The 23783-nt window shown below is 65.3% G+C and carries 19 protein-coding genes and 1 tRNA gene; 8 read left to right on the top strand and 12 right to left on the bottom strand.

Going from position 1 to position 23783, the window contains the following annotated elements; genetic code table 11:
* Positions 1 to 43 precede the first annotated feature (43 nt).
* From AC1DIO_RS14160 to AC1DIO_RS14125, 8 genes are all read right to left on the bottom strand, one after another.
* Positions 44 to 571 (bottom strand): ureidoglycolate lyase, encoded by a 528-nt coding sequence (locus AC1DIO_RS14160; RefSeq protein WP_476768155.1) that lies wholly within the window; start codon positions 569 to 571, stop codon positions 44 to 46.
* 81 nt (positions 572 to 652) lie between these two features.
* Complete coding sequence (locus AC1DIO_RS14155) at positions 653 to 1627, bottom strand: tripartite tricarboxylate transporter substrate-binding protein (RefSeq protein WP_441506471.1); 975 nt, start codon at positions 1625 to 1627, stop codon at positions 653 to 655.
* Positions 1628 to 1689: 62 nt separating this feature from the next.
* On the bottom strand, positions 1690 to 3192 hold the full coding sequence (locus AC1DIO_RS14150; protein ID WP_113518957.1) for a tripartite tricarboxylate transporter permease: 1503 nt from the start codon (positions 3190 to 3192) through the stop codon (positions 1690 to 1692).
* 4 nt (positions 3193 to 3196) lie between these two features.
* Positions 3197 to 3715 carry a tripartite tricarboxylate transporter TctB family protein gene (locus AC1DIO_RS14145; protein ID WP_441506472.1) on the bottom strand — a complete coding sequence of 173 codons (519 nt, stop codon included), beginning with the start codon at positions 3713 to 3715 and terminating at the stop codon, positions 3197 to 3199.
* Complete coding sequence (locus tag AC1DIO_RS14140) at positions 3715 to 4704, bottom strand: LysR family transcriptional regulator (protein ID WP_069877455.1); 990 nt, start codon at positions 4702 to 4704, stop codon at positions 3715 to 3717. The genes AC1DIO_RS14145 and AC1DIO_RS14140 overlap by 1 nt, the downstream gene beginning before the upstream one ends.
* A 135-nt stretch (positions 4705 to 4839) precedes the next feature.
* Positions 4840 to 5784 (bottom strand): DMT family transporter, encoded by a 945-nt coding sequence (locus AC1DIO_RS14135; protein WP_441506473.1) that lies wholly within the window; start codon positions 5782 to 5784, stop codon positions 4840 to 4842.
* Positions 5785 to 5866: 82 nt separating this feature from the next.
* Entirely contained in the window at positions 5867 to 6529 is a 663-nt protein-coding gene (locus AC1DIO_RS14130; RefSeq protein WP_476768159.1) for a glutathione S-transferase family protein, read from the bottom strand.
* A gap of 26 nt (positions 6530 to 6555) precedes the next feature.
* Positions 6556 to 7713 carry an acyl-CoA dehydrogenase family protein gene (locus AC1DIO_RS14125; RefSeq protein ID WP_476853546.1) on the bottom strand — a complete coding sequence of 386 codons (1158 nt, stop codon included), beginning with the start codon at positions 7711 to 7713 and terminating at the stop codon, positions 6556 to 6558.
* A 323-nt stretch (positions 7714 to 8036) separates the two neighbouring features.
* Here AC1DIO_RS14125 and mgtE point away from each other — a divergent pair, with 323 nt between their 5' ends.
* A complete protein-coding gene (mgtE, locus tag AC1DIO_RS14120) occupies positions 8037 to 9410 on the top strand; it encodes a magnesium transporter (protein WP_441488951.1) in 1374 nt (457 codons plus the stop codon).
* 127 nt (positions 9411 to 9537) lie between these two features.
* Here the strand turns inward: mgtE and AC1DIO_RS14115 are convergent, their stop codons facing one another.
* The 3 genes from AC1DIO_RS14115 to AC1DIO_RS14105 form a co-directional block, all read right to left on the bottom strand.
* Entirely contained in the window at positions 9538 to 11481 is a 1944-nt protein-coding gene (locus AC1DIO_RS14115; protein WP_476853545.1) for a M23 family metallopeptidase, read from the bottom strand.
* A gap of 210 nt (positions 11482 to 11691) precedes the next feature.
* Entirely contained in the window at positions 11692 to 13353 is a 1662-nt protein-coding gene (locus AC1DIO_RS14110) for a GGDEF domain-containing protein (protein WP_476776305.1), read from the bottom strand.
* 334 nt (positions 13354 to 13687) lie between these two features.
* A complete protein-coding gene (locus tag AC1DIO_RS14105; RefSeq protein ID WP_441506479.1) occupies positions 13688 to 16603 on the bottom strand; it encodes a sensor histidine kinase in 2916 nt (971 codons plus the stop codon).
* A 216-nt stretch (positions 16604 to 16819) separates the two neighbouring features.
* Here AC1DIO_RS14105 and AC1DIO_RS14100 point away from each other — a divergent pair, with 216 nt between their 5' ends.
* The 6 genes from AC1DIO_RS14100 (at position 16820) to AC1DIO_RS14075 (ending at position 21566) form a co-directional block, all read left to right on the top strand.
* Positions 16820 to 17215: a phasin gene (locus tag AC1DIO_RS14100; protein WP_069877448.1), complete on the top strand. Its 396-nt coding sequence runs from the start codon at positions 16820 to 16822 to the stop codon at positions 17213 to 17215.
* A gap of 100 nt (positions 17216 to 17315) precedes the next feature.
* Positions 17316 to 18575: a hypothetical protein gene (locus tag AC1DIO_RS14095; RefSeq protein WP_476853544.1), complete on the top strand. Its 1260-nt coding sequence runs from the start codon at positions 17316 to 17318 to the stop codon at positions 18573 to 18575.
* 150 nt (positions 18576 to 18725) lie between these two features.
* Positions 18726 to 18802, top strand: a tRNA-His gene (locus tag AC1DIO_RS14090).
* 1389 nt (positions 18803 to 20191) lie between these two features.
* Positions 20192 to 20548 (top strand): HdeA/HdeB family chaperone, encoded by a 357-nt coding sequence (locus AC1DIO_RS14085; RefSeq protein ID WP_476853543.1) that lies wholly within the window; start codon positions 20192 to 20194, stop codon positions 20546 to 20548.
* Between the two features lie 225 nt (positions 20549 to 20773).
* Complete coding sequence (locus AC1DIO_RS14080; RefSeq protein WP_043233104.1) at positions 20774 to 21202, top strand: Hsp20 family protein; 429 nt, start codon at positions 20774 to 20776, stop codon at positions 21200 to 21202.
* Between the two features lie 97 nt (positions 21203 to 21299).
* On the top strand, positions 21300 to 21566 hold the full coding sequence (locus AC1DIO_RS14075) for a BQ00720 family protein (RefSeq protein ID WP_441488957.1): 267 nt from the start codon (positions 21300 to 21302) through the stop codon (positions 21564 to 21566).
* Between the two features lie 10 nt (positions 21567 to 21576).
* Here the strand turns inward: AC1DIO_RS14075 and AC1DIO_RS14070 are convergent, their stop codons facing one another.
* The gene (locus AC1DIO_RS14070; protein ID WP_476831668.1) at positions 21577 to 22350 is read right to left on the bottom strand and encodes an alpha/beta hydrolase; all 774 of its coding nucleotides are present in this window, start codon (positions 22348 to 22350) and stop codon (positions 21577 to 21579) included.
* A gap of 112 nt (positions 22351 to 22462) precedes the next feature.
* Here AC1DIO_RS14070 and AC1DIO_RS14065 point away from each other — a divergent pair, with 112 nt between their 5' ends.
* Positions 22463 to 23680 (top strand): glycosyltransferase family 4 protein, encoded by a 1218-nt coding sequence (locus AC1DIO_RS14065; protein WP_476853542.1) that lies wholly within the window; start codon positions 22463 to 22465, stop codon positions 23678 to 23680.
* Positions 23681 to 23783 lie beyond the last annotated feature (103 nt).

Genomic DNA, 23783 nt, shown 5'->3' with positions numbered 1-23783 from the left:
AGATGTGACTGACCGCGAAAGAACTCGCGATCAGTTCGCGATATCAACGACTAACGTCGATCACGACGTGGATTTCTCGCTTGCGAAGGTCGACGACTTCGGTCCTTCGCGGGGGGCTGTTCGGGGTGTCGAAGAGCTCGCTTACGGTCGCCTCTTCCGAGAGGAAGAGAAAATCGGCATGCGTGCCTGACTCGGGATAGGCGTCGATCGAATGCCAGGTGCTGCGATGCAGCAGGATGCCGGTTCGCTCGAGGCGGAAGGCACGCAGGTTGGCACCCGTCGGGAAATCTGCCTCGCGCGGTGCGACCACGAGGACGGAGGATGGTCCTCCCAGCGGCATCCGGGTTTCTGTGACATGAAGATGCCGTTCCATGACCCGCACGACGAAGGGGCGGGCGTGATAGCGCACGATCTGGAGCCTGGCCTGGCTCTCGGCGCTGAACGGCTTGATCCAGATGTCATAGCCCTCGCGCCCGGCATCGCGGGGCCCTTCCGGCGCAAGCAGCCGGCCATAGGGCGCGAAGGTCTCGGCGGTGAGAGGCTCGATGGTGAGGCTGATCGTCTCGGTCATGGCGCGATGCTATCGGTTCGGGGCCAAAAGAAAACGGCGGGCCGCTGGGCCCGCCGCCATGGAAGCCGATAGGGAGGGCGCTTACTTCGGCGCCGCCGCCAGGGTCGGGCTGAGCTTGTCGGCGTCACGCTTGATCAACGCGCCGAAGCCGGCGGGCGTGCGCTCCTCGGCGCTCGGCATCACGGTGCCGAGATCGAGCAGGCGCTTCTTGACGCCTTCGTCCTTCAGGGCCTTGTCGAGCGCATCGACGAGCCGGTCGACGACCTCCTTCGGCGTGCCCTTCGGCGCGGCGATGCCGTTCCAGGCCTCGATCTGATACTCGGGCAGCCCGGCTTCCTTGGTGGTCGGCACGTTCGGCAGGGCGGGCGAGCGCTCGGTCGAGGCAATCGCATAAGCCTTGATCGTATCGGCCTTGACCTGCTCGGCGACGCTGACGATCTGGTCGCACATGAAATCGATCTGGCCGGAGACGAGATCGTTGAGAGCTGGGCCCGTGCCGCGATAGGCGACGGCGTTCAGCTTCGGCACGCCAAGCTGACCCTTCAGCAACGTGCAGGTCGTCCATGAGACCGATCCGACGCCGGCATGGGCCTCGTTCACCTTGTCGGTGTTCGTCTTCACATAGGCGACGAACTCTTTCAGGTCCTTCGGCTCGAAATTCTTGCGGGCGACGATCAGGATCGGCGTGCCGCCGGCGAGGCCGATCGGCTGCATGCCGTTGATCGGGTCGTATTTCAGGCCGGGATAGGTCGCAGGCGCAGCCGAGAAGGTGCCGAGATGGCCCATCGCAATGGTGTAGCCGTCGGGCGTTGCGGTCAGGGCGCGGGTGATACCGGTCGTGCCGCCGGCGCCCGCCACGTTCTCGATCACGACCTGCTGGCCGAGTGTCTTCGACATGTTCTCGCCGACGATGCGGGCGATGATGTCGGTCGGGCCGCCGGCAGCGAAGGGCACGATCATGGTGATCGGCTTCTCCGGATATTTCGACTGTGCCTGCGCGCTGCCGGTGAGGGCGAGCGCAACTGTCGTAGCCAAACCAAGTACGAGTTTCTTCATGTGGATCCTCCCAGAGATCGGTGACGTAGCGTGATGGTGAAATGGATGGCGAGGCAACCCCGTCATTCGGTGAACACCTCGTCGCGCTTCTGGGAGATCGATGGCAGCAGAGCGACGACCAGAATGATCACGGCGACGGCCAGCAGGCCGCCGGAGATCGGCCGTTCGATGAAGGTCATGAACGAGCCGCGCGAGATGATCAGCGCCTGCCGCAGCTTCTCTTCCATCAGCTTGCCGAGCACGAAGCCGAGCAGCATCGGGGCTGGCTCGAAGCCGAGCTTGATCAGGATGTAGCCGAACAGGCCGAACAGCGCGGTGAAGGCGACGTCGACCGGCTGGTTGTTCACCGAGTAGATGCCGATGCAGCAGAAGATCAGGATCGCCGGGAACATCAGGCGGTAGGGCACCTGAAGCAGCTTCACCCAGACGCCGACCAGCGGCAGGTTGATGATCAGCAGCATCAGGTTGCCGATCCACATCGACGCKATCATGCCCCAGAACAGTTCTGGGTTCTTGGTCATGACCTGCGGGCCGGGGATGATGCCGTGGATGGTCATCGCGCCGACCATCAGCGCCATCACCGCATTCGGCGGGATGCCGAGCGTGAGCAGCGGGATGAAGGCCGTCTGTGCGCCGGCATTATTGGCCGATTCCGGACCTGCCACGCCTTCGATGGCACCGCGGCCGAAGCGCGAGGGGTCCTTGGCGATCTTCTTCTCGATCGTGTAGCTGGCGAACGGGCCCAGCACCGCGCCGTTGCCCGGCAGGATGCCGAGAATGCCGCCGATGGCGGTGCCGCGTACGACGGGCAAGAACGACTGCTTGATGTCGTTCCAGTCCGGCAGCAGGCGGCCGATCTTGGCGCGCACGACGTCGCGCGTCTCGGGATTCTCGAGGTTCCTCAGCACCTCGGCAAAACCGAACACGCCCATTGCAAGCACGGCGAAGTCGATGCCATCGGACAAAGGTGGGAAGCCGAAGGTCATGCGCTCCTGGCCGGTCTCGAGATCGGTGCCGATCGTCGAGAGCAGAAGGCCGAGCATGATCATGCAGAAGGCCTTGAGGATCGAGCCGCGCGCAAGCACGACCGCGAAGCAAAGCCCCATGACCATCAGCGAGAAATACTCGGCCGGGCCAAACAGCAGTGCGAGCTTGGTCAGGGGCGCGCCGAGCGCGGCGATGATCAGGGTGGCGACGCAGCCGGCGAAGAAGGAGCCGAGCGCTGCGGTTCCGAGCGCAACGCCGGCGCGGCCCTGCTTGGCCATCTGGTGGCCGTCGAGGGTGGTGACGACCGCGGTCGCCTCGCCGGGGATATTGACCAGGATCGCCGTGGTCGAGCCGCCATACTGGGCGCCGTAATAAATGCCGGCCAGCATGATCAGAGCGCCGACAGGATCGAGGCCGAAGGTGATCGGCAGCAGCATGGCGATGGTGGCGATCGGCCCGACGCCGGGCAGCACACCGATCAGCGTGCCGACGAGGCAGCCGGCGAAGGCGAGTGCGATATTCTGCAGCGAGAGCGCGACGCCGAAGCCGAGCTGCAGATGGGCAATCATTTCACTCATTGAATCAGATCCCCAACAGCCAGGGTGCCAGGGGGATCGGCAGACCCAATGCATATTTGAACAGCAGTGCGCAGAAGGTCGTCATGACGAGCGCGAAGATCACCAGCTCCTTGATCTTGCGATCATCCGCGGCCAGGCCGGAGATCAGCACGACGAGGGGGCCTGAAACGACGAGACCGAGCTGCGGGACCTTGATCGGCCCCAGATCGAAGCCACGAATGGTGAGGCCGAAGACGACCGCGCCGCCGAGCACGAAGATGACGCCGCGCCAGGACCAGCCCGAGAGCTTCTCGCCGTTAAAGCGCAGCGAACTCAGGGCCAGCAGCACTCCGAGCCCGGCGCATATCACGGCAAACGCCTTCGGCAGCATGCCCGGCCCGATCTGCCGCAGCGACCCCATCGGCAGATCGCTGGCGAGGAACAGCGCCACGGCAGCGAGAAGGATCATGAACAGCCCGGCGGCCAGATCCTGTTGCGAACGGACACGCAGCCCCTGCGCGCGTTCAATAGTGTTCAAGCTCATCAGGCTCCTCCAGTCTGCGGTCTGGCGGTCTGGGCCGCACGCTTCAGTTTTTTGACAGGCATTGTGAATGGCAGGACGTTTTTCTCGTCGATCAACGTCACGCTTTCGCGAAGGATGTTCAGAAAGTCGTCGCGCGCCGCGAGCTTCTGGTGCGGACGCCAGGCGACGCCGACAAGGGCGCCKGGCGGCGGCGGATCGAGCAATGCGCCACGCAGGCGGCGCATGGTCACGCCCGGAAAGGTCAGTCGCGAGACCCAGTCGGGGGCGAGCGCCATGCCGAGCCCCGCGGCGACCGCAGACATCATGGCAGGCTTTTCGGTAGCCTCGATCGTCACGTTCGGCACCGAGCCGACGCTTTCGAAATAGGCCATCACGAGATCATAGGCGAAGGGCCGGATCCGCTTGGACGGAACGACGAACGGCTCGCCGATCAGGTCGTTCATCGTCAGGCTCTCACGGGCGGCGAGAGGGTGGCTCTCGTTGAGCACCACGATCGGCCGTTCGACACGCAATATCTCGAAGGCGCAGTCTGTCGGCTTGCGTGGCGGACGTACGAGCGCGATGTCGAGCTTGCCGGCTTCCAGCATCTGGATCAGTGCCGCGGTCATGGCTTCGACAAATTTGATCTCGATACCGGGATGGCGTTCGCGGAAGGCGACGAGAGCTTGCGGGACGAAGCTGGAGGAGGCGGCGTCGATTGCGCCGACCCGCAAGACCTTGCTCGAGGCGAGCGAGGCTTCGCGCACGGCGCGCGAGGCATGTTCCATCTTGACGAGGATGCCCTTGGCTTCCTCGAGCATCAGCAGGCCGGCGCGGGTCAGCGCGACCTGACGTGTCGTGCGCGTAAGCAGACTGACGCCCAGCTCGTCTTCCAACGTGCTGATCTGGCGCGAAAGTGCGGGTGGTGCGAGGCCAAGCCTTTCAGCCGCGCGGCCGAAATGCAACTCCTCCGCCACCGCGATGAAGCATCGCAGTTGCCGAACATCCATGACGATCGTCTGCTCCCCTCTGGCGTATCGCTTTTTGCGATATCTTCCAGCCTTCGCGGTTATGGCCTTTAGCGGCTGGTGCCGTGAAAGCGACCGTAGAGCAATTCATAATTTTTTGGCAACAAAGCCGTGGACCTAGCCGAGGCTTTCCTTGGGATGAGGGCCCTTGCGGCGCCGGAAGAGCCGTCCGTCGATCAGGGCGAGGCCGAGGAAGATCGCTGCCATGCCGAGGAAATGCCGTGGCAGCAGCGCTTCCCCGAGCAGCCCGACGCCAAGCAGGATGGCGCTGACCGGCACGAGGAAGGTCACCAGCATGGCGTTGCTGCCGCCGGCGCGCCGCATGATCTGGAAGAAGATGACATAGGCGAGCGCGGTCGAGAGCAGGGCGAGTCCGACCAACGCACCGATCGCGGCCTTGGATGGGAACGGGAGGAGCCATGGCGGGGCGAGGAGCAGGACCAGTGGCAGGGTCATGACCGTCGTGGCGCTGAGCTGGCCCGTTGCCGTCACCAATGGCGGGAGCTCGCGGAACCGGCGGCCATAGAGACCGGCAAAGCCATAAGAGAGAGCCGCCGCCAGGCAGGCGAGCTGCGGAAGCAGTGCATTGCCGAGCCCACTGATCACATCCGGGCCCATCAGGATGGCGACGCCGACGACACCGGCCAGCACGCCGGTGATCTTCAGTGGTGTGGCCTTCTCGTTGCTTCCGAAAAGATGAGCGACGACCACGCCGAAGACCGGGGTCGTCGCATTCAGGATCGCGGCGAGGCCAGCGCCGATCTGCGTCTGCCCCCAGAAGATCAGGCCGAAGGGGATGAGGTTGTTCAGCAGGCCCATGCCGAAGAAGGCGAGCCACATCCGGCCGCCCACTGCCATCGTCAGGCCAAGCGCGCGCACGGCGACATGGAGCACGGCTGCCGCAAGCGCGACCCGCGCCAGCACCACGGCGAGCGGCGGCCACTCCGTCACCGCGATCTTGGCGAAGAAGAAAGAGCCGCCCCAGAGCAGCGAAAGCACGAGCAGCAGGAGCCACTCGCGCGTGCCCATCGCGGGAGGCGGGGAGGCGGGAGAGGAGCCCATGGGGTCGGTCCTTGACGCGATCCTGAAACGCAGTTGCAGGATCGCTAGGGTGAAGTCAGGCGGGCCGCCACCCGCTTTCTGATCAGGCGGCTTCGGCGTCCCGTGCCTCCCACATCGCCTTGAAGGCAGGGCGGCCCTGGCAGACTTCGAGCCAGGCCTTCACATGCGGGACGGCGGCAAACAGCTCGGGCGCGCCGGTCTGGGCATAGCGAATGACTTCGGAGACATTGATGTCGACGACGGTGAAGCGACCGCCGACGAGATAGCCGTCCCTGGCGAGGGCATCGTTGAGCACCGCCAGAGGCGCGCGCAGGGCCTCTGCCGCGGCGTCGGCCAGTTTGGCGTCGCGCTCCGCCGGCGGCTTGGCAATGCGGTGATAGAGCGTGTTGAGCGCGTTGATCTCGCATTCGGTCGCGGCCCAGAGCGTCCACATCGCAGCAAGTCCCTCTTCCTGGACGTCTTTCGGCGCCAGCGGCCCGCCATGCTTGCGGGCGAGATAGAGGTTGATCGCGAGCGATTCGTGCAGGACGAAGCCGTCATCGTCGATCGACGGAATATGCCCGTTGGGGTTCACCTTCAGGAATTCGGCGCTGCGGGTATGAACCGGTGCGTCAGCCGCTTTGGGATCAGGCACTCGGCCGGCCTGGATCACAGGCACGTGCCTGAAGGAGAGGCCAAGCTCGTTGGCGAGCCAGATATTGCGCGTCGCGCGCGAACGATAGCACCCGTAGATCGTCAGGGTCATGAGGCAGGCTTTCAGGTTGGGGGTGGTCAGACGGTCTGGCGCAAGGTCTCGCGGGCGATGATCAGGCGCTGGATCTCGGAGGTGCCCTCATAGATGCGGGTGATGCGGGCATCGCGGGCATAGCGTTCGACGGGGAAGTCGCGGCAATAGCCGGCGCCGCCATGAATCTGGATTGCCGTGTCGGTGCAGCGATGCGCCGCTTCCGAGGCGAAGAGCTTGGCCATCGAGGCTTCCCGGGCGAAAGGCTCGCCGCGATCCTTCCGGGCGGCGGCGTCGAGGATCAGCAGCCGCGAAGCATGCAGGTCGAGCTCGCGGTCGGCGATCATCCATTGCAGGCCCTGGAAGTCGCTGAGCGCCTGGCCGAATTGCTGCCGCTCCTTGGCGTAGGATTTCGCGGCCTCCATGGCCGCGCGGGCGATGCCGAGCGAAACGGCGGCGACGCCGATGCGCCCGCCGGCCAGCTCGCCGACCGCAACCCGGAAGCCGTCATTCTCCCGACCCATCAGGTTCGAGGCCGGGATGCGTGCGCCCTCGAAATGGATGGTATTCGTGGCCGAGCCGGTCTGCCCCATCTTCTTCTCGGCCTTGCCGACGCTGACGCCCGGCGTGTCGGCCGGAACCAGGAAGACCGAGATGCCCTTGCCTTTCGGTGCGTCGGGGTCGGTCACGGCCCAAACGACGAAGAGGCCGGCATATTMGCCGCTGGTGATGAAGATCTTCTGGCCGTCGAGCACATAGCTGTCGCCGTCGCGGCGCGCCCGCATCCGCATGCCCGCGGGGTCCGAGCCCGCTCCGGCTTCGGTCAGGCAGAAGGCGCCGGCCGCATAGGTGCCGTCAGCGAGCTTCGGCAGATAGGCGGTCTTGTGCGCGGCCGAGCCGACCGCCTGGATGACCTCTCCGACCATATTGGTCACCGAGGTCGTGACCGCGGTCGAGGCGCAGGCGGCCGCGAGTTCCTCCAGTGTCAGCGCGAAGGCGACCGTGCCGGCCTCGCTGCCGCCGAACTCGCCGCGGACATTGAGCGCCATGAAGCCGTTTTCGGCGAGGGTCTTCAGATTGGCCAGGAATTCGCTGCGACCCTCGCCGCGATCGAGAGCCTCGGCCAGCGGCGCCAGCCGGTCGGACGCGATTTTCCGGGCGGCTTCGCGGATCAGTCCTTCCTCGTCGCTCAGCGCGAATTCCATGCTGCCCTCGTCGTTTCGTGCACCGACCTTAGAGGGCCGGCACTGAACCGCCAACCGGCGTGATCGGCTCGTTCCTGCGAAGATGGACGCGCGTTCCCGCACATGCGCTCCGGTCACGGAGATGGGGGTTGACGCGATGAGCCTTCGGGTGCATCTCGGCCTCGCTGCAAGCCTTCCGGCGGCAGTTTCACAGGAACCCCGACCCAATGCCAACCGACAGTCCCAGTCGACAGTCGATGCCGTCTGACGCCGCTTCGCGCGCCTGACCGGGGAAACCGGCTCGCCTGCGATCGGCCATGACGGCCGATCAAAGGATACGAGCTATGAATGCCGTTGCCACCGCACCGGAGCGGGATCTTCTCGCTGCAACCCTCGCCCAGACGCTGGCGCGGGACCATATCGCCGACATTGTCGAAACCCTGAACGACCAGGACGTCGAAACGGTTGCCGCCGTGCTCCTTGCCTTGCCGTTCGAACGGGCCGTCGAGGTCCTGGACCAGCATGAACTGACGGCGGCCTCCGAAGCGCTCGGCTTGATGCCGGAAGCGCGCGCGGCGCAGTTCCTGTCCGCCATGTCGGCGGACCGCGTCGCCGACGTGGTCCCGGAATTCGACGAGCCGTTGCGCCTGCGCCTGCTCGGCCGTGTCGACCACGACACGCGCGCGACGCTGAATCGCCTGCTCGCCTATCCCGAGCAAAGCGCGGGCTCGATCATGACGACGGAATTCGTCAGCGTCCCGGCCGACTGGACCGTCGCGCGCACGCTCGATTACATCCGGCATGTCGAGCGTACGCGCGAAACGATCTATGCGATCTATGTCCTCGATCCCGCGACCGGGAAGCTGGTCCGCGCCGTTTCGCTGCGCCGGCTGATCAGCGGCGATCCGCAGGCGCTCGTCGCCTCTGTCGTGCCCGAGATGAAGCCGATCAGCGTGACGCCGGAGGTCGACCGGGAAGATGTCGCGCGGCTGTTCACGAAATACGACCTCCTTGCCGTTCCCGTCATCGATGCTGGCGAGCGCGTCATCGGCATCGTCACGGTCGACGACGTCATCGATGCGATGATCGCGGAGACGACGGAGGACGTGCAGAAACTGGGCGGCATGGAGGCGCTCGACGAGCCCTACAACGAGATCAGCTTCGGCCGGATGATCCGCAAGCGCGCCGGCTGGCTCAGCATCCTGCTCATCGGCGAGATGCTGACTGCCTCGGTGATGCAGCACTATGAAGGTCAACTCGAGAAGGCGATCGTGCTGACCCTGTTCATCCCGCTCATCATGAGCTCGGGTGGCAATTCCGGGTCGCAGGCCACCTCGCTGCTGATCCGGGCGCTGGCGTTGCGCGAGATCAAGCTGAGCGACTGGTGGCGGGTGGCGCTGCGTGAGATTCCGACCGGCCTCACGCTTGGCGCCATCCTCGGCGCCATCGGTGTCGTGCGCGTCATCGCCTGGCAGAAGCTCGGTCTGTACGATTATGGCGAGCACTGGGCCCTGATCGCGGCAACCGTCGGCGTGGCTCTGCTCGGTATCGTCACCTTCGGTTCGCTCACCGGCTCGATGCTGCCCTTCATCCTCAAGCGCCTGGGTTTCGACCCGGCGAGTGCTTCGGCTCCCTTTGTCGCGACCCTGGTCGATGTCACCGGCCTGATGATCTATTTCGGGGTGGCCGCGATGATCTTGAGCGGCACCTTGCTTTGAACGCCCGCTGCAGGACGGGCACGGCTCCATCATCGGACCGGATCTCGTATCCGCTCCGATGATGTAAGCCTTCCGTGCTCGCATCGGCCTTCCCCGAAAACCGCAATCCCCGTCCCGGGGCGATGCCTTAGCCGGCGCGTCCGTTCTGCACCGCGACCGTGGTGGCGGGCCCGGGCTGCCTGAGCTTCTCGATCTGGCGTTGGTGGTCCTTGAACTCGCTCAGTGCCGTGCCGCCCAGGCTGTGATTGCTCGGCAGCTTGACCTTCATCGGATCGACGAAGTGGCTGTTGATCGTCACCTCATAATGGACGTGAGGTCCGGTCGAGAGGCCCGTCGTGCCGACGGTGCCGATGATCTCGCCCATGCGGACAGTGGCTCCGGGTTTGATCTGCGAGCCGATATTGGCCATGTGGTTGTAAGCGGTGGCGTAGCCGTTCGCGTGCTCGATCTCGACGCGGTTGCCGTAGCCGGCATGCGGGCCGGCGGCGACCACCTTCCCGTCACCTGCAGCCATGATCGGCGTGCCGCGGGGCGAGGCCCAGTCGACGCCGCTGTGAAGGCGTGAATAGCGCAGGATCGGGTGACGGCGCATACCGAACGGTGAGCTGATGCGTCCGATCTGGACCGGCCGGCGCAGCAGGAGCTTTCGCAGCGAAAGCCCTTCTTCGTCGAGATAGTCGACATCCCCGGTCTCGGGCGAAGCGTAGCGATAGACGCGGTGGGTCTCTCCCTCCGCCGTCAGGGCGGCATAGAGCAGCTCACGGCGGCCGGTCGAGGCGGCCTCGTCGTCGCTGAAGATCATCTCGAGGCGATCGCCGACATTCGTTCGCTGCTTGAGATCGAGATTCGATGCGAAGATGCCGACGAACTCGTCGATGAGTTCACGCGGTACCTGACTCTTGACCGCGCTGGCATAGACGCTCTGGAAGAGGGTGGCGCGCTCGCTGCTGTCCTCGTCGTCGTCATCGCTGCTGTCGTCAGCTGGATTGTGGTGCGCGTCATTCTTGGCCACCGCGACGAACCGGCCGCCATCATCTGCCGCAGCGATCTCTTCCGGGCCGGTTTCGTCGAAGAGAATGACGCGCTGGATGGTTTGGCCGCTGCCCTCCGGTGCGATCAGGAGGCGCAGATGCTGGCCTTCCGGGAGCTCCGCCTTCGCGCGCTTTCCGAGTGCGGCGACGATGGCCGCGACCCGCCGGTCGTCTGCGCCATTGTTCTGGAGGATGGAGGCCAGGGTGTCGCCATGGCCGAGCATGATGTCGCGCTCTTCGAACGGTCCCGGAGAGCCGGTGCGCACAGGAATATTGGTGACGTTCTCCGGGATGATTCTGACATCCAGAGAGCCGAATGCCGGTGAACCGAGGGGAGCCGCCTGCTCCGTTTCGGTTTCCCCGGCCAAGCGAAGGGTGCGCGAGAGAATGCGCTGGTTCGAATACTCCAGCGGCAGTTGCGGTTCCGATCCGGAGAGGCGGAGCAACTCGGCAACCTGCTCGGCGGCGGCAGTATCGGAGAGGCCGGGCTCGGTGCCTGTCGCCGCCTGATCGGATAGATCGCGCCTCACGACCGACACATCGGCATCAGCGGGATCGACTGCCGCCTGCGGAGCAGCCTCTCGACCGGCGCTGGGCGGAGAGCTGAGCGATTCGAGGTCGGGCATGTTGGGAGCAGCTATCGCGAGCGGCGAGAGTTCCGCGGCGACATGGACGAGCGCATGGACCTTGGTGATTTCGCGCGCGCCGACCGTTTCGGTGAGCGGCGCACGGAAATGACGCGCCGTGCCGATCGAGAACCCGCGCTGCACAAGCAGGTCGCCCTTGCGGGCCGAACCGTTTGCACTGGTGCCGCGCGGCAAGGCCGTGACGGCCCGTTCCGGGCTTCGCGTGGCGGGGCTATCGGCCTCGGAAACCAGCAATGACGAGGTCAGCAATCCGGCTCCGACCAGCCCCAGAAGCAGGCTGGCCGAAAGCCACCGTCCCGAGAAGGCGGCGTGATCGCGCAGCGGCATGGGGCTCGGGCGAGGCGCAAAGGGATCGGTCAGCGCATCGGCGTTTTCGTCGTAGAACGGGCGCAACACCACTCCGTCGGTCGGAACTCTTCGCGACTCTGCCTGCGAGAACGGGGTGCCTCCCTATGTGCGGCGGGAAGGGGCGAAACTATGACGGCAGAAACTTTTCACCCGCGGCCCGTCAGCGCATGCGCGTTCGAGGCTGTTCGAGGATCGTCGTGAACCGGTGACGTTCCGCTGGTCGTCATCCCCGGCCGGGATGGCGATGAGCCCGAATCAGGACGTCTCTCGGTCTTCCTCGACACGGTTGCGCCCCGCGGCCTTGGCGACATAAAGCGCGCGATCGGCGGCTGTGACGAGCGCAGGCCAGCCTCCGTCCTGGTTTTCTCTTCGGGCGACGCCGAAACTCGCGGTCACCTCGATGCTTTGCCCCGTTTCCAGCGTGAAGGGGGAGGCCTGCAGAATCGTCCGGAGCCGCTCTGCGACGTCGACCGGCGATTCGACGTGTGGATCCATCAGGAGGATGGCGAACTCCTCGCCGCCAAAGCGGGCAATGACGTCGTCGCGCCGCAGCGCCGAGCGCAGGCGCTGGGCGGCTTCCTTGAGGATCGCGTCTCCCGCGGCATGGCCGAATCGGTCGTTGACGTCCTTGAAGTAGTCGATGTCGAGCAGGATCAGACCGATACCCGTCGGGTCGGCTTCCCCGTCATGGAGGTGAGCGACCAGCCGCTCCAGGGCGCCCCGGTTCAGCACGCCGGTCAAGCCATCGGTGTCGGCCCGTTTCCTCAGCTTTTCCGTCAGTGCCGCGCGTTCGTTGTCCAACGTGTTGCGCTCGATCAGCCGCCGGCGAAGCGTATCGAGCGCCAGGAAGAGGCTGCGCATCTCGCCCCGCATGCCCCGACCGTCGATGGGCTCCTGCACGGCTCCGTCGGCGAGGGCAAGGACGTGGCTGCGGGCGCGCAGCAAGGGCCGGAACAGCAGGTTCTGGCTGGCGACGAGCAGCGCGAGTTCGATGATGAGCGCAAGGCAGGTCGCGGCCACGACGGCGATGAGGGACCGCAGAGCGACGTTGCGCTCCATCTGCAGATGCTCGACGGTGACATCGAGATAGGCGTCGCGAAGCTGCTCCAGCGGTGCGAATGTCGGCACGATCAGATGGGTGAAGCTGGTCGGGGTGACGCCAAAATCGCCGGATTGGCCTGCTTTGAGCGTTCGCTCGAGCAGCGCCATCCCGTTCCCAAAGAAGCGCTCGACGACCGCCTGGTGCGCAGCGGCGACTCGCGCATCGTCGCTCGCCCCGGTCTGTTGCCCGGCGAGATCCCACAAGGCGAGCACCCGCCCCCGGCTCAGCTCGAACGCGCCCCTGCGGTCGAGATCGATCTGCAGGCCGCTGGCCATCGGGATGACCAGATGGGAGCCGAGCCGCCCGGCATATTCGCGCAGCTCGCTCAGCATGCGCGCGACCATGGCGTGGCCGACGAGATCGGTCTCGCCAGCCAGGAGGCCGGTCATGACCATGGACAGCATCGGCTGGGCCGCATCGAAGACGCCGAACATGGTCTCGACCGCCTGCTCGATCTCGGCATTGCTGCGCCCTGACAGCGGGCGGCTGGCGAGAGCGTCGACTTGCTGCCGGGCCGAGGCGAGCGTCTGGACCAGGGCATCCAGCGATGGCTTGAGTTGCGCGGTCTCGGAAATCCGCGCCAGCGCGGCGTCGGTCTCGGCGCGAAACGCGATCAGCCGCTGGCGGGAAGGGCTGTCGAGCGACGGCTCCTCGCCCAAGACGCTGTTCGTCGGCCCCCGTTCAGCAGTCAGCCGATTGGCCGCGTCCAGGGCGAACCGGAAGGCCTGCAGCTTGGAGAGATTGTCGCGACTGGCGTCCAGATCGCTGTAATAGCTGGCGATGAGTGTCAGGCCGAGGGCCAGTGAACAGGCCATGACCAGGATGATCGCGGCCCAGAACCGGTAGCTCAGATTGGGATGCTCTGAGCCAGGGCGGTCTGCGGCATTTCTTCCAGCGGGAACCATGGCAGACAGAATTTACTCGCATCACCCATGGGAAACTGCCCAGGGGGCGGATATTCCGCTCAGAATATCGCCGCAATAGGAAAGTCCAGGCGGACCGATCCGGGGCCGGTGCCTTCGGAGGCAGAGTTGCTCCGAACGTCAGAGCTTAGGCGCGCAAGACGACATCAAAGTAAAGGGCATGCGGGGCAGCTTCCGCTGCGACAAGGCGGCGCGCCCCGAGATGTAAACCGAAGGCGCGCGGGCCTCAGCCCGCCAGGACGCGCTGCGGCGGGAAGGTGATCTCGACCAGCGTGCCTTCCTTCTTGACGCTGGTGATGGTCATCGCCGCGCGGTTGGCTTCGACCAGCGCCTTGGTCAGCGGCAGGCCCAGGCCCGTGCCTCCGGCGCGTCGCGTCGTTGGCACCTGGCGGAACGGCTCCAGCGCCATTGCGATTTCGCTGTCGTCCATGCCGATGCCGGTATCGCGGACCCGCAGGATCGCCTCGCCCTGATCGCCGAGGGCCGTCGAGACGATGACCTGCCCGCCGGCATCKGTGAACTTCACCGCATTGGAGAGCAGGTTGATCACGATCTGACGGATCGAACGCTGATCGGCCACGACCGGCGGCAGCTTGGGCGAGAGCCCGGAGCGCAGCACCACGCGCCCACGTTGAGCCTCCGGCTGCAGCAGATTGACGACGGACAGCGCGATCTCGTTCAGATTGACGCTGACGAAGTCGAGATCGAGCTTGCCCGCCTCGATCTTGGCGAGGTCAAGCAAGTCATTGACCAGGCTGATGACGTAGCCGCCCGACTGGTGGATGTCGCGCAGGTATTCCTTGTAGCGTTCATTGGCGATGGGCCCGAAGCGCTCCTCGGCCATGACCTCGGCGAAGCCGATGATCGCGTTCAGCGGCGTGCGGATCTCATGGCTGATCTTGGCAAGCACGTCCGATTTCTGGGCGCTGGCCTTCTCGGCCGCCTTGCGGGCCTCGACCAATTCGCCTTCGGTCTTCTTCCAGGCGGTGATGTCGCGCAGCACGGCACAGAAGCGTCGCTCTGCGCCGTCGGCGATCTGGCCCATGGTCATGAACAGCGGAATGCGGCCGCCCTGACGCACGCGCGCCATGACCTCGCGCCCGTCATTCATCACCGAGGCGACGCCGCCGCCCTTGAGGCCTTCGAGGTAATCGAGGGCAGGAGCGTGGCTCTCCGGAGCGAAGAGCAACGTGAACAATTCGCCTGAGACCTCCCGCTGGTCGTAACCGAACAGGGCCTCCGCGGTCTTGTTGAGCGAGAGAATGCGGCCGCGCTCGTCGACGGTGACGACGCCGTCGGTCGCGGTATCAAGCACCGCGATCATCTCGCTGATCCGGGCTTCACGGGCGTCGATGTCGAGCCGCAACGCGTCGACGCGCGCCGCAATCTCGGCCTCCTCGGCCTCGAACTCGGCTGCGAGTTCCGCTTCCTCAGTCTCTTCCTCGGTCAGGACCTTGACCTCGCCGCCGCCATCGGGATGACGGAAGGCCATCAGCGTCGCGGGCTCGCCTTGCCATGAGACGCTCGACAGGCGGGCATCGACACTGACGAGATGGCCCGTCCGATCGACCAGGATCATGGTGCCGCCATCGGAGCGGGCCGCTCCCTTGATCATGCGGCTGATGCCGCCGCCGGACGTCAGGTCGGCGAGATCGGCGTAGTCGAGCAGATCGAGAAGCGTGCGATTGGCATAGAGCGGTTCGTCACCGCGGTTGACCAGGACTGCAACGGGCAGGCGGTCGAGCACATCGGCATGCGAATTCGGCAGGCGTTGCCGCGCCGCAGCTGCGGAGGGGGCGTCGACCGACGGCACCGGCTCGGAAACGAAGGACGCTTCCGCCGCAGCGGGCTTCGATTCCGCTGCCGCCGTGTCGACCGGCTCCGTCGGCTCGGGTGCCGGCTGGCCAGGGCGGTCGGCTTCTTCGTTCAGGCGCAACGGGACCGCCGGTGGCAGCCGGGGCTCGCCTTCGTCGTCTCCGGCGATGCGGGCGCCGAGCGCCTTGGCGATCTCGCGGAAAGCATTGCGCTCAGCGGAGGTCAGCAGCGCCTTCGAAGGTTCGAGCAGCGGTCTGACCGTTGTGAGATGACCGTTGCGAAGCGGCACGACATTGGCGCCGGCCTCGTTCGGAGGCGGAGTTTCGGTGCGAGCCGCCGGTGTCGGCTCCGTGGCCGGAACGTCGATGCTCATCTCCGGGGCTTTGCCTTCGTCGGCGCTGTCGGCGGACACCGCGACGAGCGGCGCGGGACCAGGCTCATCGGAGGCTGGGGCAGGGGGGGGCGGCGCTGAAGCGGGCACGGGGCTGTCCGACGCATCGGTGGGCAGCGGGAATGGTTCGCGCTCGATCATGCGGGCGAGACCAAAACCACGGAAACCTGCAAGATCACGCTTCGCATCGAGGACGGGCACACCGGAAAGCTCGACCCGAACCCCTTCGGCGAGGCCGGCAGTCCGCCACAGGACCGGGTGTCCGCTCCAGGTGGTGGCGGAGGCCAGCCGCTGGATCAGACTGCCCTCGCGGTCGAGCAGATCGCGGTCGATCAGCTCGAGCCAGCTACGACCGATCAGGCCTGCGGCGGCATCGGTCCCGACGATCTCGGCAATATCGGGCGAAAGACTCGTGAAGCGGCCGTCAACGTCGCTTTGCCAGACGAAACGCACGGTCGCGCGCTTCGGTGCAGCAATTGCCGGCGCCGGAGCGGGAGAAGCGACGGTTGCGCCCGGGGCAGATGGCGCCACGACACGTGGAGCCGGCGGAACCGTAATGCCGAGTCGGCGCAGCTCCGACGGAGCGATGGCGATCGCGAGGATCTGTTGACCCTCTGGTCCCGTCAGCAACTTGCAGCCGCATGTCACCAGCGTGGCAGTGAAGCCGGGCGTCAGCCGGAGGCGTTCAAGGCGCAAATGATCCCGCGGAGCGAGCCCGCCGGCGAGCAGTGCCAGCCTGTTGCGCGTTGGTGTGGGCAATGATGTGCCATCGGCGTGCTGGCCGAGCAGTGCTTCGGCGCCCGCGTTGACAAAGCCGACCCGGGAAGTCTTCTGGTCCCAGAGCATCAAGGCGCCGTCCGCAATGAAGGGCGCCAGCGCTGCGTCTTTCGCTGCGTCTGTTCCCTGCATCGCCCAATCCTGCCCGGGTTCGCTCATTCCCATCCGCTCGTTCGGTCTGCGCCGATATGGCTAACAAAGCCTTAATAGCGGGCAAATGACTGCAAATCCATGGAACTGATGAAGGCTCTCCCGCGTCTGATCGAAACAGCGTTAACGTAGCGGGGTCACGCGGTTGTCATTGCGCCGCAATAATGATATTGCAGTGCACAATCGAGTGGTAAACCAAGCCATCCACAGCCAGGAGGATAACCCATGACCGGCAAGACGCCTTATGAAGTGCCGACCGAGATGCGCGAGTTCGCCGAGCGCAGTGTCGAGCAGGCCCGCAAGGCCTTCGATGGCTTCATCGGCGCGGCCCACAAGGCAGTGGACGGTGCGCATGGTTCGGCCGAATCCGCACGCGTCAACGCTCAGGACGTGACCCGCAAGGCCATGACCTATGCCGAGAGCAACGTCGCCGCCGCCTTCGATCTCGCCCAGAAGCTGGTCAAGTCGAAGGACCTGACAGAGGTCCTGCAGCATCAGTCCGAATTCTTGAAGTCGCAGGTTGCGGCTCTCCAGGGCCAGCTCAAGGATCTGGGCGTTGCCGCCCAGGAGGTTGCGGCCAAGGCCGCCGAGACCGCCGCCAAGGCGACCAAGATGAAGTGAGTCGCCAGCGGCGCAGTACTGCGCCGCTCCACGCGACAAGGTCATTGGCGCCGGGCCAGGGCTCGGCGCCACCCGTTCGCTCGCTGAAGGAGGAATGACGATGGCTAAGCCTGCTCCGCCAAAGATCGGATCAAAGGCTCCGATCAGTCTCGCTTCCGTCAAGGCCCTCTCGGGCGACGCGCCGACTGAGTCGAAGGCCGCGCCAGCAATCCCGGCCGCGACCGGTCCGGTCGTCGGTGCGCCGCCTGCTGCTTTCGCTGCTGCAGTGGCCCCAACTCCAGTTTCCGCCCCTGCCAATCCTGCTCCAGCGCCTGCGGAGCCCGTCGCGGTTGCGCCGGTCAAGCCGGCTCCCGCGCCCGTCGTCGCCAAGCCGGCAGGTCCCTTTGCCGCCGTATCGCCGGMAGCTGCTGTCGTGGCCAAGCCGGTTGAGCCGCTGAAGGACGCCACCAAGCCTCCGGTCGCGCCGGTCCAGGCCGCGAGCGCTGTGCCGCCCGCCAAGGTCGCCGCTGTCCCGGCCTCCGCCGCGCCGTCTGCGGCCGTGAGCAAGCCGGTCGAGCCGCTGAAGAGCGCCGTCAAGCCTCCGGTTGCGCCAGTCCAGGCCGCCAGCGCTGTGCCGCCCGCCAAGGTCGCCGCTGTCCCGGCCTCCGCCGTGCCGTCTGCGGCCGTGAGCAAGCCGGTTGAGCCGCTGAAGAGCGCCGTCAAGCCTCCGGTTGCGCCAGTCCAGGCCGCCAGCGCTGTGCCGCCCGCCAAGGTCGCCGCTGCCCCCGTCTCGGCGCCAGTCGCGCCCGCTGCCAAGTCCGGGGTTGCGCGCCAGCCCGTAGCGGCTGCGGCCAAGGCCAAGCCGTCGACCAAGGTTCGTGTCGCAAAGCAGGTGACCAGAAAGCCGGCTGCCGCTGCCAAGGCAGTTTCGACTGCGGCCACCAGCCAGCCGGCCGCTATCCTCAAATCGGCCGCAGAAGTCGGTGCCGCCGCCGTAAAGACCGGCACGGAAGTCGTGAAGAAGGCGACGGCGACCGTCTCCGCAGACGTTCGGAAGCTTGCCAGCGCGGCCCCACCGGTTGCGGCCGCTGTATCGCCGCTTTCGCGCCCACCGGAATTTGCGACGCTGTCAGCTTCGACCTGGCTGGCTCAGATGCTCGCCGCTGCACGCGTGGTCGGCGCGCTGCAGGCAAAGGTTCTCGACCATGCCTGTACCGAGCTGAAAGCAGCATTGAGCGAGGCGGAGACGCTCGCCAGGACGGACAATCCCGCCGATGCGGTGGTGATTCACGCCAAGGCGTTGCGCCGTGGCTACGAGGCCTATTCCGCCCATGTGACGGATCTGGCACGCACCGCGCAGGCCGTTTTGCGGCGGGATTGAAGGGGCAAACGACGGCGCGCTGGATTTCGTGTGGTGCGGTGCATTTCGGCGGTTGCAATCGCGCCGCGACGGCACTAGGTTCCGCGCCGCCGGCCAGTTCGCATCCTTACGCGGTCTGGCAGGGCGCCCGAAGGGCGCCGAGAGTGCCGTGCAGCCATAGCTCAGTTGGTTAGAGCGCTAGATTGTGGATCTAGAGGTCCCCCGTTCAAGCCGGGGTGGCTGTACCATTCCCCCCCGTTGAAAATCATCGATCGTGTCGGAGGCGTGTCCGGTTGGACTGGCCTCGCCTGTCGGGGCTCCGCGCGGATTTGAGCGACCCGACGCGTGGGCTCCCGGGCTCCCTTTCGAAGTCGCCGMGATTCGGGGCAGTGCCGTCCAGATGAAGCGGCGAAGCCGCTCCATCGTAGAAGCGGCCATGTGCGGCACATCCATCGCGGGATGGGATGTCAGCGCCCCAGTGGCCCTGATCAGCGGCCGGTGCGGGCCTTCAGGCGTTTTGGTGCTATCAACGTCCGCGCGCTTGTGGTGGGGCTCGGCACGGGCGCGTGGCGGGGCAGGGTGTCGGTGTCTGCCAAAGGCGTCGACATGCTGCGGCATCGGGCGAGGCCGATCCGCCGTCAACGCCCCCGCGTGATCTGCGCCGCAGCCGCCGTCAGCATCGGCTATCCCCCTGGTGCGCCGCGCGTCAAATAGACCGGCGACGCGCATTTCGATGGTGGCTCACAGGCGCCACATTCCGGACGCGCGAATCCCATTTTCGAATCGGGTGTCGGTGGTGTCGGTGATGTCATCGGTCCTTCCGTCGAAGTAGATGTGATGTTATCCTCCCCAGCGCTTGTTATCTTCAAAGTCCCGGGGACCTGAAATGACAAAAGTTAAACTTGCGATTTTCACAATGGCGACGGTCGGAATCGCCTTCACCGGTCTTGCCGCGACAACGGCTCCCGCAAATGCTGTCATTTATTGCAGCTATATCGGTTATCCCGCCGGGTGCGTCGCGCGGCCCGGCGTTCGTCTCGTAGCTCGGCCCGTTGGGGTCGGTGCCGTGACAGCGCCTCGTCCGGGGAATCGCAATGGTGGGGTCAACAGGGTCGGCGTCCGTCGCTAGCGCCTAATTCTGTTATCACGAGCCATCAGAGCCTTCGCTGATCGTTCAGCAACCGCCGGGCGTTTTTGAACGTCCTCCGGTTCCTCAACGATCGGCAGAGGGCGTGTTCGTGCGCCGCCGCGGCAGACCCCCGAGCGGCGCGTCATTCGTGGCGACGTCCGGTGCTCCGCTTAGAGTTTCTCCCTCGATTCCAGATTGAAATGGCATAGCCCGAGATTGGATGTCCGGCTCTCGGATAGCGGACTTGAAGTTCGCTTCGCTCCGAATACAACTTGTGCAGCCGAAGTGGATCAGTCCAATGTTGTGGCGTCGCTCGTAACTGCCAAAAATGAGCGACGTCCCAGCCTCGCGCGCAGGCACGACAACAAGCCGCTTTTTCCGTCATCTGAGCTGAGAAAGAATAACGACTGGCGGATACTGAACTCGAGAAAACCTGCTGACGAGCTTTCGACGGTCTAGTCTGGCATCGCCTCCCATTCTCAATCTTTGGATAATGAAGGAACGAACCATGCGCAGCCTCGCCTTTGCCACCGCAGCTTTCATCGCCTTCGCCACATCCGGTGCGAATGCACAGGTTGAGCTGAAAACCTACGCCGACGCGAACGGTTACATCGATGTCCAGAAACTGACCTGTGCCCAGCTGGCCGGTACTTTCCAGCAAGACGCCGATCTCCTGACGACGTGGTATAGCGGCTGGTACAATGGCCTTGGCAAAAAACACTTCATCAACGTCGCGCGGGCCAGGGAGGCCGAGCACGAGACCATTGTCTACTGCAAGGCCAACCCAAAGGTGACAGTCATCAAGGCGATGGGCCTGGTGTTCGACAAGATGCGCAAGGAGCGTGGCATCGTCCTCGCCAAATGATGCGGGGCGCGAACCGGCGCCGCTGATCGCCCTCGCGCGGCGTCGCGATTTGGCCGAGTGACGGCCTGTCGACGTTGCGCTTGTGGGCTGAGCTTTCGACGGTCTTGAACCCGTTGCTGGCGATTGCCATATCACCATCAAGCGGAAGGGCTTCGCCTTCCGCCTGCGGAGTGCTGCGCCAGCGGGCTCCGATCGATAGATGAGGCGCCTTTCGAGGGCTTCTGCATGACGCGTACGCCTAGCCTGTCCCATCCTTTCCTGCTTGGGTTCGATGATATCGAACGCGCGCTGGACCGGGTCGCGAAAGGCGCAAGCGAGGGATATCCTCCCTACAATATCGAGCGCATGCCGCGCACGGAGGATGAGCCGGATCGTCTCCGGATCACTCTTGCCGTGGCGGGGTTCTCGCGAGACCAGCTTGAGATCACGCTGGAAGAGAACCAGCTCACCATTCGTGGCCGACAGAGCGACGACAAGAGCAGGCAGTTCCTGCATCGCGGCATCGCGGCGCGTCAGTTCCAACGCTCCTTTCTGCTGGCTGACGGAATGCAGGTACTCGGGGCGGATTTGTCGAATGGCCTGCTAGCCATTGATTTGGTCAGGCCGGAACCGGAGCGGCTCATCAGGCGTATTGATATTATCAGTCGCGATTGAGCCCAAGGTCGGAACGAAGGCTTCGCGGTTGTGCTTTCGTTCATGATCTGGTGATCAACATAGGAACCGCCATTCGCACTGCTCAAAGGAGGGCGCGATGACTGAAGAGACCAATGTTATTCGCACGCCACCACTGACCCAGGCAGAATTCGCTGCACTTGGCACGGGCGAAGTGGCCTATCTCAAGCCGATGAGTTCCGAGGAATTGCTGAGGATCTTTCCGCAGGCTCCGGAAATCGAGCCGGGCCTCAAGCTTTTCGCGCTGCTCTCCGCCGATGGTGCGCCGATCCTGGTAACCGATTCCCGGGAAGCTGCGACCGCCAATGCCTGGGAACACGACCTGCGGATGGTCAGCGTGCATTGAACTGCGAGCGTCAGGCGGTGGCGATTTCCGCCACCGCAGCCTGCAGTTTCGCAATGTCGAGCGGCGTCGAGAGCCGGTGATCGCCGTCCTTGATCAAGGTCAGCGTCACGGGATCGCCGCTCAGGTGTTCCACCAGCTTGATCGCATGCTGCCAGGGAACGTCGGGGTCCTGCATTCCCTGGAGGATATGGATGGGGCAACCCGTCTTGATCTCGCCGCCGAAGAGGAGATGGCTGCGGCCATCCTCGATCAGCGCCCGCGTGATCGGCGTCGGCTCCGGCGAATAGGCGGATGGGCGCTGCCAGACTCCGTCACGCAGGATCGTCTCGCGAATCGCTGTCGGCATCTGAGCCCACATCAGCTCTTCGGAGAAATCCACCGCGGGCGCGATCAGCACCATGCCGGCGGGAGCAAGAGCGGTGCCCCGCAGTCTCCGGGCCGCGAGCAGCGCAATCCAGCCTCCCATCGACGAGCCGACCAGAACCGGGGGCGCCGCGCAGCGCGCGGCAATGACGGCGAGCGTGTCCTCCAGCCAATGCGACAAGGTCCAGCGACCGAAATCGCCACCTGTCTCGCCATGTCCGGAATAGTCGAAGCGCAGGAAGGCGCGTCCGCTGCAGCTTGCCCATTGCGCGAGTGCGTCAGCCTTGGTCGCCCGCATGTCGGAGCGAAAGCCGCCGAGCCAGACGACGGGATGTCCCGTTCCCGGCTGCTCCAGAAAGGCGATGCGGCGGCCGTCCGCGCCGTTGCCGACATCAAGCCATTGCGGGGCAGGCTGCTCCACCTGAAATCTCCTGTGACGAATCTGTCCTGTCAGGGCATTATAGGCTGGGATCGGCCCTGTGCGCTGTCATACTGTCCGCCTCCGATCCGAGAGATTTTTTGAAACGGTGAACATGTCCTTGCGGTCAGGCGCGCATCCGTCGCTGCCTTCGACGGATAATCATCCCCTGAGCGGGCGGACCATCCTGCAGATCATCCCCGATCTCGAGGCAGGTGGAGCCGAGCGTACGACGGTCGATATCGCCCAGGGGCTGACCGAAGCCGGCGCGCGCGCGCTCGTCGCGACCGAGGGCGGCCGCCTTGTCGCCGAGCTGCAGGCGAAGGGCGGCGTCTGGCTGCCGTTCCCGGCTGCTTCGAAGAACCCGGTCACGATGGCGCTCAATGTGCGCAAGCTCGTGCTGCTCTGCCGACGGGAGCGCGTTGAATTGATTCACGCCCGTTCGCGGGCGCCGGCCTGGGTTGCGCTTGCCGCGGCGCGTGCGCTCAAGCTGCCCTTCGTCACCACCTATCATGGCTCCTATGCCAGCCGCTCGGCGGTGAAGACGCAGTATAATTCGGTCATGGCGCGCGGCGACGTGGTCATCGCCAATTCCCGCTACACGGCCGACCTGATTCTGGCGAAGCACGGCTTTGCGCGTGACCGCATCCGTGTCGTCCATCGCGGCACCAATTTCTCGGCCTTCGCGCCATCCGCGGTCGGGCCGGAACGAGTCCAGGCCTTGCGTCGTGCCTGGGGCGTCGAGCCACATCAGCGCATCGTGCTCTTGCCGGGACGACTGACCGGCTGGAAGGGCCATCGTGTGCTGATCGAGGCGGCTCGCCTTCTGCGCGAGGGCGGCGACAACGATACCGCCTTCATCTTCGCAGGCGACCATCAGGGCCGCGATGGCTATGTCAGGGAGCTCGACCAGGCCATCGCCAAGGCCGGGCTCGAAGAACAGGTCAAGCGCGTCGGCCATTGCACCGACATGCCGGCGGCCTTGCTCGCGGCGGCGGTCGTCACCGTGCCCTCGACCGAGCCGGAGGCCTTCGGCCGTGTTGCGGTCGAGGCGCAAGCCATGGGCATTCCGGTTGTGGTCTCCGATCTCGGAGCAGTTCCCGAAACCGTACTCGCGCCGCCGCAGACGGCTCCCGGCGAGCGCACGGGCTGGCGCGTGCCGCCGGGCGATGCGTCTGCACTGGCCGCGGGCCTCAAGKAGGCGCTGGCGCTGCGCCCCTCGGCGCGCGATGCGCTGGCCCGCCGGGCCCGCCTCCATGTCGAGCAGCACTTTTCGCTCGAGAACATGGTCAGCGAAACCCTCGACGTCTATTGCGCCTTGCTTGGGCGCTAGGCTCTGTACTTGAGCGGGTGTTGCCGTGTTTGCATTGACAATGCCCGACTTTATGCAATGTGTCTGATCAACGGTGCCGACAGCACCATTCATAGGAGAATAC

Source organism: Allobosea sp. 05T439, assembly GCF_056396005.1.
The sequence above is the reverse complement of the archived record's forward strand: the minus strand, read 5'-3'. Positions and strand labels throughout refer to the sequence as shown.

Bases quoted from the DNA above. Each gene is read 5' to 3' on its own strand.
- AC1DIO_RS14160 (WP_476768155.1), bottom strand. From the start codon at position 571: ATGACCGAGACGATCAGCCTCACCATCGAGCCTCTCACCGCCGAGACC.
- AC1DIO_RS14155 (WP_441506471.1), bottom strand. From the start codon at position 1,627: ATGAAGAAACTCGTACTTGGTTTGGCTACGACAGTTGCGCTCGCCCTC.
- AC1DIO_RS14145 (WP_441506472.1), bottom strand. From the start codon at position 3,715: ATGAGCTTGAACACTATTGAACGCGCGCAGGGGCTGCGTGTCCGTTCG.
- AC1DIO_RS14135 (WP_441506473.1), bottom strand. From the start codon at position 5,784: ATGGGCTCCTCTCCCGCCTCCCCGCCTCCCGCGATGGGCACGCGCGAG.
- AC1DIO_RS14130 (WP_476768159.1), bottom strand. From the start codon at position 6,529: ATGACCCTGACGATCTACGGGTGCTATCGTTCGCGCGCGACGCGCAAT.
- mgtE (WP_441488951.1), top strand. From the start codon at position 8,037: ATGAATGCCGTTGCCACCGCACCGGAGCGGGATCTTCTCGCTGCAACC.
- AC1DIO_RS14110 (WP_476776305.1), bottom strand. From the start codon at position 13,353: ATGGCCTGTTCACTGGCCCTCGGCCTGACACTCATCGCCAGCTATTAC.
- AC1DIO_RS14100 (WP_069877448.1), top strand. From the start codon at position 16,820: ATGACCGGCAAGACGCCTTATGAAGTGCCGACCGAGATGCGCGAGTTC.
- AC1DIO_RS14085 (WP_476853543.1), top strand. From the start codon at position 20,192: ATGCGCAGCCTCGCCTTTGCCACCGCAGCTTTCATCGCCTTCGCCACA.
- AC1DIO_RS14080 (WP_043233104.1), top strand. From the start codon at position 20,774: ATGACGCGTACGCCTAGCCTGTCCCATCCTTTCCTGCTTGGGTTCGAT.
- AC1DIO_RS14075 (WP_441488957.1), top strand. From the start codon at position 21,300: ATGACTGAAGAGACCAATGTTATTCGCACGCCACCACTGACCCAGGCA.